Source organism: Lutibacter sp., from assembly GCF_013041805.1.
GTDB lineage: Bacteria > Bacteroidota > Bacteroidia > Flavobacteriales > Flavobacteriaceae > Lutibacter.
In genome coordinates this window covers 1-13,585 of the sequence record NZ_JABDRI010000094.1, presented here as the reverse complement: position 1 = coordinate 13,585, position 13,585 = coordinate 1, and the positions used below count along the sequence as shown (strand labels likewise).

The 13,585-nt window shown below is 31.9% G+C and carries 9 protein-coding genes; 6 read left to right on the top strand and 3 right to left on the bottom strand.

Annotated features, from left to right (window positions below; translation table 11 throughout):
* Positions 1 to 8: 8 nt before the first annotated feature.
* A complete protein-coding gene (locus HKP59_RS11225; RefSeq protein ID WP_291806881.1) occupies positions 9 to 2,762 on the bottom strand; it encodes a TonB-dependent receptor in 2,754 nt (917 codons plus the stop codon).
* Positions 2,763 to 2,898: 136 nt separating this feature from the next.
* On the opposite strand from HKP59_RS11225, the gene HKP59_RS11220 reads away from it, so the two are divergent.
* Positions 2,899 to 3,939: an endonuclease/exonuclease/phosphatase family protein gene (locus HKP59_RS11220; RefSeq protein ID WP_291806878.1), complete on the top strand. Its 1,041-nt coding sequence runs from the start codon at positions 2,899 to 2,901 to the stop codon at positions 3,937 to 3,939.
* A gap of 27 nt (positions 3,940 to 3,966) precedes the next feature.
* Here the strand turns inward: HKP59_RS11220 and recJ are convergent, their stop codons facing one another.
* Together recJ and HKP59_RS11210 are read right to left on the bottom strand one after the other, a co-directional pair.
* Positions 3,967 to 5,664 (bottom strand): single-stranded-DNA-specific exonuclease RecJ, encoded by a 1,698-nt coding sequence (gene recJ, locus HKP59_RS11215; protein WP_291806875.1) that lies wholly within the window; start codon positions 5,662 to 5,664, stop codon positions 3,967 to 3,969.
* Positions 5,665 to 5,699: 35 nt separating this feature from the next.
* Positions 5,700 to 6,119 (bottom strand): OsmC family protein, encoded by a 420-nt coding sequence (locus tag HKP59_RS11210; protein WP_291806871.1) that lies wholly within the window; start codon positions 6,117 to 6,119, stop codon positions 5,700 to 5,702.
* Between the two features lie 188 nt (positions 6,120 to 6,307).
* Between HKP59_RS11210 and HKP59_RS11205 the strand changes: the two genes are divergently transcribed.
* The 5 genes from HKP59_RS11205 to HKP59_RS11185 all read left to right on the top strand — a co-directional run.
* The gene (locus HKP59_RS11205) at positions 6,308 to 6,886 is read left to right on the top strand and encodes a hypothetical protein (RefSeq protein WP_291806870.1); all 579 of its coding nucleotides are present in this window, start codon (positions 6,308 to 6,310) and stop codon (positions 6,884 to 6,886) included.
* Between the two features lie 7 nt (positions 6,887 to 6,893).
* Positions 6,894 to 8,324 carry a flotillin family protein gene (locus HKP59_RS11200; RefSeq protein WP_291806867.1) on the top strand — a complete coding sequence of 477 codons (1,431 nt, stop codon included), beginning with the start codon at positions 6,894 to 6,896 and terminating at the stop codon, positions 8,322 to 8,324.
* Between the two features lie 74 nt (positions 8,325 to 8,398).
* On the top strand, positions 8,399 to 8,689 hold the full coding sequence (locus tag HKP59_RS11195; RefSeq protein WP_291806865.1) for a hypothetical protein: 291 nt from the start codon (positions 8,399 to 8,401) through the stop codon (positions 8,687 to 8,689).
* Between the two features lie 92 nt (positions 8,690 to 8,781).
* On the top strand, positions 8,782 to 9,681 hold the full coding sequence (locus HKP59_RS11190) for a mechanosensitive ion channel family protein (RefSeq protein WP_291806863.1): 900 nt from the start codon (positions 8,782 to 8,784) through the stop codon (positions 9,679 to 9,681).
* A gap of 113 nt (positions 9,682 to 9,794) precedes the next feature.
* A partial coding sequence (locus HKP59_RS11185; RefSeq protein WP_291806861.1) for a T9SS type B sorting domain-containing protein occupies positions 9,795 to 13,585 on the top strand: 3,791 nt, incomplete at its 3' end.

Here is a 13,585-nt window from a genome sequence, read left to right as displayed (position 1 = left end):
ATTAATTTTTAAAATCTTACATATACGTTTAGATAAAATGAAGTGTTATTTCCGTACCAATATTTTGAACCAAAAATTGGTTTTTTTAATTGCCTATCTTGTTTTAGCTCAGGATAATTTGCATTTCTAGATTGCTCAAAACCTCCTGTTTTAAATAGTTCACCTAAAACATTATTAATTCCTAGAAAAAAACCAGCATAATTACCATTGATTAACCAGGATTTTCCACCAACTAGATTCACTAAAAAAGCATCGTCAAATTTTTCTTGAATTAATAATGAGTTCACTTGTTCTTGAGTAACTTCAACACCTGTTTCATCATCTATAAAAGGAACACCATCTGCATCTGTATAAAAGTTGTCGGTTCTTAATAATGGAGAAATGTCTACATAGTTATTTGATACTAAATTTGTGTTAATTTGAAACCACCAAAAATTTGGATCTCGATATTCAAAACCTAATGAATAAGCTCTTTGAGGTGTTCCAGAAAGATGATAACCTTTTAAATAAGCCGTTCCAAAATCACTATTCTCATCCGTGAAACTTTCAGACTGAAGATATAATTGTGGGTTGTTATTGTATGTAAATTGCCCAAATCCTACAGCACCTAACAACTTAATAGTTGGTGTAGCCTGATATTCAATGCTTAATTCAGTCCCGATATTCTTCTTACTCACTCCAGTAATAATTTCATTGACAAAATCGGCTTGGTCACCTAATAATCCTTCCGCAAAAAAGAATGACGTTTCTATTGCATCACTAAATTTGGTATAATATGCAGAAACTCTTGCTTGAATTTTTGGTAATCTCAAAAGATAACTTACATCACACGTGATTATTTTTTCACTCGTTAAATCTGGTGTAATAGCATTGTTAACTCTTGAATTTGAAAAAGAATTTCGAATTGTAGGAGCATTTGAAACAAATGCTGTGTTTATGTTTACCAAATGGCGACCCGTAAATTTATAGGTGAAACCACCTTTTACACTATAATCTGTGAAAGATACTTTTTCGCTTTTGCCAAACGAATTTGTAGAATATGTTCCGTTTTTATATAAACCGTCACGTTGATAAGCGGTGTTTTTAACATTCATACCAATAAAGTAATCTAACTTAGGCTTTGTAAATTGTAATTGAGCAAAACCGCTAATAGTAGTTGCATTAATAGTATAATTGTATTGAAATTTATCACCTACACCTACAAATCTATCAAGGTTATTTAAATCATTTTGTTGCGCTTCACCTTCAGCATACTGATCTAAATCTTCAAAGCCACTTCCTCCTAATAAATCCAACATATTTGCATAATTTTCTGAGGATAAATTTTGGAAGGAAACACCTGCATTTAAATTTATAGTTGAACTTAAAATAGAATTTACAGTTGAATTGAACATAATTTGAGAATCATCAACACGATCTTCATATAAATAATACAACGAATTGCCATTATTCACATTTACCTCATATAGTTCATTCCAATCTAATTGACCATTTTCTAAAAACTCTTGCTCAGCTAAATAGGCATTTGCATAATCTAAATTATCTTCAAAACGCAAATAACCACTTGGTAAATATTTCCAATAAGTTGGATCTGGGTTTTGTGCATTAAAAAAGCCTAACCTACTATTCCCAATATGCCCAAATTGATATGCTAAAGTTGTTTGTAACGTAGTATTTTCTTTTTTGTAAAAATGACTTAACATAACAACTGGCTCTACAATCTCTTTTATTCTAGAGTTTCTTTTATCACCTTCTTGCATTCCCCAATAGGCGTTGTATTTGTATCCTTTTAAATCGAAAACTTCTTGTGTGTTAGGTGATGATTTACCTCTTCTATTTGGCGCAACAAATGCCGTTACATTTAAACTATGATTGTTATTTAGTTTCTTTTCAGCCGCTAAAAATGCAGCCCATGCATTGTATGATGTTCCATCTACATAGCCTTCATCTGCCATTCTCCTTGAGCCTGAAACAACAAAAGCCCAATTATTTTTGTTCATTCCACTAGCGTACGTTGCCATAATCCTACCTGTATAACTTCTATTAGTTGCAGACAATGATATTTTTGAAACTTCTTGATAATCAGATGCTCTTGTATTAAAATTAGTTGTTCCTAAAACGCCTCCAAATGTTATTTCTGAAGGTGCTAAACCATTTGTAAAATCCTGATTTCTAAAAGCATCATTCAATCCTCCCCAATCACTCCATTGGGGTCTTCCATCATATAATTTATTCATTTGAATTCCATTGATAGAAATGGTTCCATACCTAGAGTCATAACCACGAACTTTATACCATACCTGACCAAAATTAAATGCTGCTGCTTTTAAATAAGTGTCTTTTGAAGACTGAAATAACCCAGCAATATTATCAGAACTTCTGTCTCCGTCGCCTAATAAATCATCATCCGATAAAAAAACAATACTAGTTTCAAGAATTTCTTCAATCAAAGGATATAAGTAAATAACTCCTAAATCTATCTTTTCGTTTTTTTGAATTAAAATTATTATTTTTTGAGTTTCAAAGCCTTCAATACTAATAACTAAAACCTGATTTCCAGTTGGGATATTTTGAATGAAAAAATAACCATTTATACTTGTTTCAGTAACAATAGCTGTATTTTTAATTGTAATTAAAACACCTTTTAAAGGGTTTTCTTTGGAAGCTTCAAATACTTTTCCTTGTAATGAAGTTATTATTTGTGAAGTTGCACTTATTCCACAGCAGAGCCATAGAAAAGTGATAATAACCATTCTTTTCATTTGCAATTTTTTATTAAAAATAATAAATTAATATAGATATACAAATTTTAGTTAGTGCTACCTCAATTTAAAAATTAACTAAATACTCTTTGGCTTAAATTTTGTTAGTAACTTTACATCTTCAAATTTTCAAGTTATGAAACGTTTTTCACTATTAATTTTATTTTTAATTTCAACAAACCTTCTTTTCAGTCAGAAAAATTTCCAAATTAAAACCATTGCTTTTTACAATTTGGAAAACCTTTTTGACACCATTAACGATCCAACTAAAAATGATGAGGCAAGCCCTATCATGGAGATAAAAGAAAACAGAAGTAGTGTATACAAACAAAAATTAAACAATATGGCTAAAGTTCTTTCAGAACTTGGCACAAAAGAAGCTAAAAATAGTCCTATAATTTTGGGTGTGGCTGAAGTTGAAAATCTTACCGTTTTAGAAGATTTAATTAATACCTCTTACTTGAAAGACAAACAATATAGTATTATCCATTATGATTCACCAGATTTAAGAGGTATAGATGTTGCATTATTGTATCAATCTAGCTATTTTAAACCAACACACCACGAAACTTTTGAGTTAAAATTATGGGATGAAAATGGTATGAGAATTTATACAAGAGATCAATTATTAGTTTCTGGTTATTTAGATGATGAATTAATTCATGTAATTGTTAATCACTGGCCATCTAGAAGAGGTGGTGAAGAAAAAAGTAGATCGTCACGAGAAAAAGCAGCTTATTTAAATACCCAAATTATTGAAAAAATAAAATTAAGTGATCCCAATCCAAAAGTGATTATTATGGGCGATTTAAATGATGACCCAACAAATTCAAGTGTAAAAAATGTATTAAAAACAAAAGCTATAAAAGCGAATGTAAAAGAAGGTGATATCTACAATCCAACTGAAGATATGTTCAGACGTGGACAAAACACATTGGTTTACAGAGATAACATTAATTTGTTTGATCAAATTATGTTTACTTCTCCTTTATTAACTACAAAAAAGGATTATTCAACCTACAAAATGTATAAAGTAAATATTTTTAATCCCCAATACTTAACTACCCAAACTGGCAAATTTAAAAGGTATCCGTACCGAAGTTTCGCTGGTAGTAATTTTATTGGCGGTTACAGTGATCATTATCCTATTTACATGTATTTAATTAAGGAACAATAATATAAATAATCGTAACCATAATAATTTTTATTCCTCTTGAATATCTTTTAACAATAATTGAATGGAAGTATTTCCATTCCAATGATTTTCATCTAAACAAAAGGTAGCTTTAAACAAGTTGCCTTTTTTTACAACTTCTTCTTTTGCGCCTAAACCAAAACCAATAGCGTTGTATGTTTTTTGATCGGTACCTTGAAAAATATTCAATTTTAAATGAGACTCATCTGCTCCAACCTTTTTACCGTAACCGTTATCTCGCAAAGCACTAGCTACAAATACAGGCTTCATATTTTGAGGCCCAAAAGGTTCTAATTGCTTTAATATTCTATAGAATTTAGGAGTAACTTCCTCTAAATTAATTTCAGCATCTACAGAAATTTCTGGAGTTCTTAATTCTTCAGGTAAAGTATTCCTTACGACTTCTTCAAACTTCAATTTAAAATTTTGATAATTCTCTTCTTTTAACGTTAAGCCTGCAGCATATTTATGCCCACCAAATTGCTCTATAAATTCAGAACATTGTTCTAAAGCATTGTATACATCAAATCCTTTTACTGAACGCGCAGATGCGGCCAATTTATCTCCACTTTTTGTAAAAACTAATGTTGGTTTATAATACGTTTCAATTAGTCTAGAAGCCACAATACCGATAACACCTTTATGCCAATTTTCAGCATATACAACCGTTGAAAATGTTTGTTCCTCATTATTTTCAATAATTTGTTGTAGTGCTTCATTTGTTATTGTTTTATCTAATGTTTTTCTATCTATATTATTTTGTTCAATTTCTAAAGCAAATTTTACTGCAGTGTCAAAATCCATTTCAGTTAGTAATTCTACTGCATAATTTCCGTGTTTAATTCTTCCTGCAGCATTAATTCTAGGAGCAATTATAAAAACAACATCAGTAATAGTGAATTTATCTCTTTTAACTTGCTCAATCATCGCTTTAATCCCAGTTCTTGGATTTTGATTAATAACTTGCAATCCAAAGTATGCTAAAATTCTGTTCTCACCAGTAATGGGAACAATATCTGCTGCAATTGCCGTAGCTACCAAATCTAAATAGGGAACCAAATCATCTATGGTTTGTTCTTGGTTACTTGCTAGTGCTTGCACCAATTTGAAGCCAACGCCGCAACCACACAATTCTTTGTACGGATATTCACAATCTGAACGTTTTGGGTCTAAAACTGCAACAGCATTCGGAATTGTATCGCTAGGTCTATGATGATCACAAATAATAAAATCGATGCCCTTTTCTTTGGCATATGCTACCTTATCAATGGCTTTTATACCACAATCTAGGGCTATAATTAATGTAATTTCATTGTCTTCAGCAAAGTCAATTCCTTGAAAAGAAATACCATACCCTTCACTATATCTATCAGGAATATAGGTCGCAATATTGGGATAAAAAGTTTTTAAATATGAGGAAAGTAGTGAAACTGAAGTTGTACCATCAACATCATAATCGCCGTAAACAAGAATCTTTTCACCTTCAGAAATTCCTTTCTCGATTCGTTCAACCGCTTTATCCATATCTTTCATTAAATATGGATTGTGCAAATCTGTTAAATTTGGCCTAAAAAAAGCTTTGGCTTGTTCATAAGTTTCTATTCCACGATGCACTAGTAATTTAGCAATTGTGTTTTCAACTCCTAACTCCTTGGCTAATTTTATAGTTATTTGAGGATTTGTTTCTGGTTTTAATTTCCAACGCATAGCAGTGCTTTTTCCTCAAAAGTAAGCAAATTATTTTATTGCTCCATGTAAACTATTTCATGAGAAATATTAGAAAACTGGCGAAACATTTCAAAAACACCACAATAACGTTCAACAGAAAGATTTACCGATTTTTCAATTTTATCCTTTTTAAAATCGCTTCCAAAAAAACGATAAATCACGTGTACTTTATCATAATATTTTGGGTGTTCATCTGTTAAATTAGCTTCAATTTCAACTTTAAAATCATCAACTTCAGCTCTCATTTTTTTTAATAATGAAGCAACATCCATAGCGGTACAACCTCCTAATGATGTTAACATCATTGCCTTTGGACGTAATCCTTTTCCTTGTCCGCCAACTGCTTCATCAGCATCAATCATCACGGTTCCTTCAGGAGCCACAGATTCAAAAAGCATTTCACCTTTCCAACTAACTTCAATTTTATTTGTCATAATTTTTATTGATTTAAAAATGCAAATTTAAACGAAATATTATGCAACATCGTAACATTTTACACAATTTAACTACTCATAAAATATAAATCAACTCGCTTTTAAGAGTATCGCTCAAAATAACGCTTATTTTTTTCCTAAATTGAATGAATAATAGTATATTCGATATTAACTAAAATTGAAAACCTATGAAGGAATTTTTTGCCGAAATGTCATCCCTCGAACAAACCTATTGGATTATAGCCTTGGTTGGTTCTGCAGTTTTTCTTGTAATATTTTTGTTAACATTTATTGGTGGTGGAGATGCTGATATGGAAGCTGACGCTTCAGATTTTGAAGCTGATGATGGTGGCGTTGGATTTCAATTTTTTACCTTTAAAAATATAGTAGCCTTTTTTACTATTTTTGGTTGGAGTGGAATTGCGTGCATTGATAATGGGATATCAACTTCTACAACAATTATAATTTCTACTCTAGCTGGTTTACTAATGATGGTTTTAACATCATCATTATTTTATTGGATGCATAAATTAGCCGAATCTGGAACTTTAAAAATAAAAAATGCAGTTGGCGTTATTGGTGAAGTTTATTTACCAATTGGTGCAAACCGTTCAAAAATGGGGAAAGTACAAATTAAAGTGCAAGGTAGCTTACGTGAATTAGAAGCTATAACCGATGAAACTGAAGATTTAGAAACTGGCAGCATGGTGCAAGTGATAGAAATTGTAAGTGCTGAAATATTACTTGTAAAAAAATTAACTAAATAAAAAAACTATGAATTTATTGTCATTATTATTACCACTGCAGTCTGCAGCAACCACTGTATATTTAATTGGAGCTGTTATTTTTATTGTTGTTGTATTCTTCTTTTCTATGATTAGAAGATACAAGCGTTGTCCTTCTGATAGAATTTTAGTTGTTTATGGAAAAACCGGTGGTGGAAAATCTGCAAAATGTATTCATGGTGGGGCATCATTTATTTGGCCTATTATTCAAGATTATGAGTTTCTAGATTTAACACCAATGTCCATTGAGGTCAATTTAACAAATGCCTTAAGTAAACAAAATATACGTGTAAATGTTCCTTCAAGATTTACCATTGGTATTTCAACCGAGCCAAGTGTTATGCAAAATGCCGCTGAACGTTTGTTAGGTTTAAATTTAGATGCGGTTCAGGAATTAGCACAAGAAATTATTTTTGGGCAATTACGTTTAGTTGTTGCTTCTATGGATATTGAAGAAATTAATTCCGACAGAGACCAATTTTTATCACATATTACACATAGTGTGGAAGCCGAATTAAAAAAAGTAGGTTTAAAATTAATCAACGTAAATATCACCGATATTCATGATGAATCAGGTTATATTCAGGCTTTAGGTAAAGAGGCAGCTGCAAAAGCCATTAATGAAGCAAAAGTTTCTGTAGCTCAAAAAGATAGAGATGGATCTATTGGTGCGGCAAACGCAGTACAAGATCAACGTATTCAAGTAGCTGCGGCAGATGCAAATGCTGTTGAAGGAGAAAACACTGCTAAAGTTCAAATTGCTAATTCAAATGCTGATAGAAGGTCGCGAGAAGCTGAGGCGGAAAGAATTGCCATTGCCTCTGAAAAAGTTCAAGCTGCAAAAGCTTTAGAAGAAGCTTACGCCGCCGAAAAAATAGCAGAAGATGCTAGAGCAAAACGTAAAGAAGCTGAACAAGGAGCTGATATAATTGTTCCTGCCCAAATTGATAAGCGTAAGATTGAAATTGATGCTGAAGCAGAAGCAGAACAAATAAGGAGAATTGCAAAAGGTGAAGCTGATGCAATTTTTATGAAAAAAGAAGCCGAAGCAAAAGGTATTTTTGAAGTATTAACAAAACAAGCGCAAGGTTTAGATGCAATTGTAAAAGCTTCTGGAGACGACGCTCAAAATGCAGCATTGCTATTAATTGCTGATAAGCTACCTGAATTGGTAAAAACGCAAGCTGAAGCTATTAAAAATATTAAAATTGATAAAGTTACCGTTTGGGAAAATGGTGGCGGAAAAGATGGGAAAACGTCTACCTCAAACTTTATTTCTGGAATGTACAAAGCGGTACCTCCATTACAAGAAATGTTTAATATGGCAGGTATGCAATTACCTAATTATTTAAAAGGTGAAGACATTATTGAACCTAAAAAGGAAGATCATTCGGAATTAACTGAAGATAAAGAAGAATAAAAAAATACTACTTTAATTTATTGTGTAAACTACCCCTTTAACTAGGGTTAGTTCATTTAAAACCTTGTTTAAAAATGAGTGCTGGAGGTCATATGACGGACATGATGAACAGGATAAGGCAAAATGCAGCCTTAAAAGTTTCTCGCAGAAATAAATTTAAAGGAAATAATAGAGAGACAAACTTTTCTAAGAAAAAATTATCAAAACCTGAATATGATTTTCCAAAAGTGTCAAACTCTGAATTAAAACTTCTTAAAAATAAAATTAAAGAAGAAGCCATTAAAGAGCGCAAAAAACAACTAATTGTTTTGATCTTATTTGCTGTCGGTGTTACCATAGTTTTTTTGGCTTTTAATTATTATTAAATTTCCTTAGCTTTAATTTAATATTCTTTATATCAGTTAAATATATTTCGTATATTTAGTATACAATATTCCTTTCATTTTAACATGAAATTATGGAACAATTAAAAAAAATATTATCTGATCCAACAATTGGGAAAATTGCAATCATTTTATTTGGTATTTTAATTATTTGGATTGTAATAAAAGCCGTTCAACGTAATTTCATTTCAAAACTTAAAGACAGCAACCAAAGATATAAAACAAAAAAAATTTCATCATTTGCAGGATATCTTTTCTCTATACTAATTATAACAATTGTATATAGTGATAAATTAGGTGGGCTAACAATTGCACTAGGTGTAGCCGGAGCTGGTATCGCTTTTGCTTTACAAGAAATAATTGCTTCGTTTGCTGGCTGGCTGGCTATCTTATTTGGCGGATTTTACAAAACAGGGGATAGAGTACAATTAGGAGGTATAAAAGGTGACGTCATGGATATTGGTATATTACGAACTACAATAATGGAAGTTGGACAATGGGTAGATGGAGATTTATACAATGGTAGAATTGTTTTAATTGCGAATAGTTTTGTTTTTAAAGAACCCGTTTTTAATTATTCAGGTGATTTCCCTTTTTTATGGGATGAAATTAAAATACCAATACAATATGGTAGTAATTACGCAAAAGCAAAAGTATTATTTGTAGAGATTGCAAAAAAAACCGTTGGAGACCTAACCGACAAATCTCAACAGCAATGGAATTTATTACAAAAAAAATTTATGCTTGAAAATGCACAAAGCGAACCAATGATATCTATAATTGCAACTGATAATTGGGTTGAATTTACATTAAGATATGTTGTGAATTTTAGAAAAAGACGGTTTATAAAATCTGAATTGTTTACTCAAATTTTAACAGAAGTTGAAAAAACAAATGGTGAAATTAAGTTTGCTTCTGCAACATTCCATTTAGTTGAAGCACCAGAAATTAAGGTGAAAATTACTCCGGATTAAAACATAAGTTAAAGCCAATCAAAATATTTAATACTCAACAAATTTTACATAAAATATCAAAAACTAAGTTTTGTATATTTGCCTTCAATTTTAAAATTAGACTAAGACTTAAAATGAGTTCGATTAATTACAAATTGTTTTATGCAAGCTTAGTTATTTTACTACTTTCAAATTATAGTTGGTCTCAAACTCCTCCAACTATTGCAGCCATTGGAAATCAAAACTATTGCCCTCTTTCAGAAATTAATATCGTTACTGATTTTAATATAATACCTGGAAGTGAACAAATTGAAGCCGTTTTTATTCAAATTTCAGAAAATTATAAACAGGGTGAAGATATTTTAGCCTTAATAGGCTCGCATCCAAATGTTACAACAACGTGGAGTGCTTCCGAAGGTAAATTAGCCTTAAGCTCTTTAACTACATCAACAACTACCTATTTAGATTTGATTGATGCAGTAAAAGATGTTACTTTTTATAGCAATTCGGTCTCAATTTCTGGAGAAAAATATTTTTCTTTTACAGTGGATGAGGCAAATTATCTTCCATCAACCGACCATTATTATGAATATGTTGAAGATATTGGAATTACTTGGACAGCTGCAAAAAGTGCAGCTGAAGGAAAAGATTATTACGGTTTACAAGGTTATTTAGCCACTATTACATCAATTGAAGAAGCTCAGCTTTCAGGTGAACAAGCGGCAGGAGCTGGATGGATTGGAGGTAGTGATGCTACAACTGAAGGAGTTTGGAAATGGGTAACAGGTCCTGAGAACGGAATGACTTTTTGGAATGGTTCAATAAATGGTTCTAGTCCTGCTGGCGTGTTTTCTTTTTGGAATAATAACGAACCAAATAATTTGGGAAATGAAGATTATGCGCATATAACGGCACCTGGAGTAGGGATTACTGGTTCCTGGAATGATTTAAGTAACGTAGGAGGATCATTTGGAGATTATCAACCGAAAGGATATATTGTTGAGTATGGTGGTATGGCTGGAGATCCAACATTAAATATTTCTGCAAGTAGCCAAATTTCAGTTTCAGAAACTGAAATAATAAATCCTCAAAATGGTTCAAATTGTGGTCCAGGCTCAGTGACACTATCGGCTACAGCTACATTAGGAGGAACGGTTTTGTGGTTTGATTCATTAGTTGGTGGAAGTCAATTAGGTTCTGGCACATCTTTTAGTACTCCGGCAATATCAGCAAGTAAAACCTATTATGCGCTAGCTTCATCCGATGGATTTTGTGATTTTGGAGAAAGAGTTCCTGTAGTTGCAACTATCAATAATATTCCCACGATAACAACAGTATCTCCAACTGAAATTTGTAATGGTGGAACAGCAAACTTAACCGCAAATGCCTCTTCAGGTACTATCAATTGGTATTCAAATTCAACAGGAGGAATACCAATTAGTTCAGGGAGTAGTTTTAGTCCAATAGTAACAACAACTACAACTTATTATGTTGATGCTACTGAAAATGGCTGTAGTACAACTCATAGAACTTCTGTTACTGCTACTGTATTTCAAACAAATACACCCACTACAACAAATCAAAATCAAACTTTTTGTGATATTGAAAATAAAACTTTAAATGACATCTCAATTTCAGGAACTTCCATTTTATGGTACAATGCTCCTTCTGGTGGAATCCCTTTAGATACCAACAATAAACTAACAAATAATACAATTTATTACGCCTCCCAAACTCTAAATGGTTGTGAAAGTGCTAATAGATTGGCAATAACTATTACCGTTTTTGAAACGGTTATACCACTTCTTACTTCTGAAATTCCACCAATGAATATCTGCGATGATGCTGATGATGGAGATGATACCAATGGTTTTGCTGAAGTTGATTTAACTTCAACTATTTCAATTCTATTAAATGGGAAATCGAATTCAAATTTTACAACAACTTATTTTACCGACTCAGGATATGTGAATAAAATTGACAATCCATCAACATTTACAAATACAATTTCAGGCGGTCAACCAATTTATGTAAGAATGGCTAATAACCTTGATACTAATTGCTTTACAGATATTTCGTTTGAATTAAAAGTTAACCCTTTACCTATTCTATTAAATACTGAAGTTCTTCTTGAACAATGTGACGATAATTTAGCGAATGACGGGTTTAGCTTTTTTAATTTAAATGAAGCCAACGAACTAATTTCTGCAAATTATCAACACGAAACTTTTGAATTTTATGCTGATGCTGCTTATACTCAATTAATTGCAGATCCTTTTGCTTATCCTAATCCTACAGTGGTGAATAGTGAGGTTTTTGTGAAAATTTCAACTATAAATGGTTGTGAACGCTTTGCTAAAATACTTTTAAAAGTGGGAGCCACTCAAATTCCTGCTAGTTTTCATTTAGATTATTATGCCTGTGAAGATACGCCTTCAAATAATCAGGATGGTAGAACTTTCTTTGACTTTAGCAATGCGCAACAGCAATTAATTGATAGTAAACCTGTGTTTTCTTCGCAACTTGTTCGCATTTCCTTTTTTGAAAATTTAGATGATGCTTTAGCTGAAACCAATGCAATTGCTGATGTGTCGAATTATAAAAATTCTGATCCTTGGGAACAGAAAATTTATGCCCGAATTGATAGCGATGATGTAAATGCTTGTCTAGGACTGAGTCACGTAATTACCTTACGTGTTGAAGCGCTTCCAATTGCAAACCCCGTAAGTATCAATAGACAATGTGATGATGATTTTGATGGTTTTTTCCCTTTCGATATAACTACCATTGAAAGTGATCTGTTAAATGGACAAACCAATGTTACTGTATCTTACTTTGATGAAAATGGAAACCCTTTACCAAGTCCGCTTCCTAATCCTTTTTCTATCAATAGCCAAACCATTACTATTAGAGTTACTAATAACAACACAAATGTTCCTTCAGGAGCTTGTTTTGATGAAACTACACTAGAATTTATTGTAGATAAAAAACCGGTAGCTAATCTAGTTCCTGATTTAATTCTATGCGATGACGATTTTGATGGATTTATTGATTTTGATACCTCAACTATTCAAGATGCTGTTTTAAACGGACAAACTGGAATGATTGTTTCCTACTTTGATGAAAACGGAAACACTTTACCTAGTCCACTTCCAAACCCGTTCTTTTCTGAATCGCAAACCATTCGTGTACTTGTTGAAAATGAATTAAATACAACTTGTGTTGCTGAAAATACCTTTGAAATTATTGTCAATCCTAAACCGCAGTTCTTCTTAGATCAAAGTGCCATCTATTGTTTAAACTTACCACCTATTACCGTTCAAACATTTGATGCCTTAGATGCCTACACCTACCTATGGACCGATGAGAATAATAACTCCATTAGCAATCAATTTAACGCTGTAATTTCAAGTGCAGGAAACTATTCGGTTATAGCAACTTCTGCTGATGGATGTACTTCTTTTCCGCAAACTATTGCTATTGAAGCATCTAGTATTGCAACTATTACTCAAAACGATATTACCGTTGTTGATGATTCTGAAAATAATTCTATTGCAATTGATACCACCAATTTAGGGATTGGTGATTATGAATTTTCTCTCAAAAAAGCTGATGGATTCAATTCCTTCTTTCAAGATGAACCTTTTTTTGAAAATCTAATCCCAGGTATATATACACTCTCTATTCGTGATAAAAATAAGTGTGGTATTCAAACAATTGATATCTCCGTTATTGGATTTCCTAAATTCTTTACTCCTAATAACGACGGTTTTAATGATACTTGGAAAGTTCTTGGTGTTAATGAAATTTTTTACCCAAATTCTAATATCTATATTTTTGATAGGTTTGGAAAATTAATTACTCAAATTAACCCTGAAGGAAATGGCTGGAATGGCATATTTAATGGGCAACAACTTCCTGCAAC

Coding starts and splice junctions, on each gene's coding strand:
- HKP59_RS11225 (WP_291806881.1), bottom strand. CDS start 2,762: ATGAAAAGAATGGTTATTATCACTTTTCTATGGCTCTGCTGTGGAATA.
- HKP59_RS11220 (WP_291806878.1), top strand. CDS start 2,899: ATGAAACGTTTTTCACTATTAATTTTATTTTTAATTTCAACAAACCTT.
- recJ (WP_291806875.1), bottom strand. CDS start 5,664: ATGCGTTGGAAATTAAAACCAGAAACAAATCCTCAAATAACTATAAAA.
- HKP59_RS11210 (WP_291806871.1), bottom strand. CDS start 6,119: ATGACAAATAAAATTGAAGTTAGTTGGAAAGGTGAAATGCTTTTTGAA.
- HKP59_RS11205 (WP_291806870.1), top strand. CDS start 6,308: ATGAAGGAATTTTTTGCCGAAATGTCATCCCTCGAACAAACCTATTGG.
- HKP59_RS11200 (WP_291806867.1), top strand. CDS start 6,894: ATGAATTTATTGTCATTATTATTACCACTGCAGTCTGCAGCAACCACT.
- HKP59_RS11195 (WP_291806865.1), top strand. CDS start 8,399: ATGAGTGCTGGAGGTCATATGACGGACATGATGAACAGGATAAGGCAA.
- HKP59_RS11190 (WP_291806863.1), top strand. CDS start 8,782: ATGGAACAATTAAAAAAAATATTATCTGATCCAACAATTGGGAAAATT.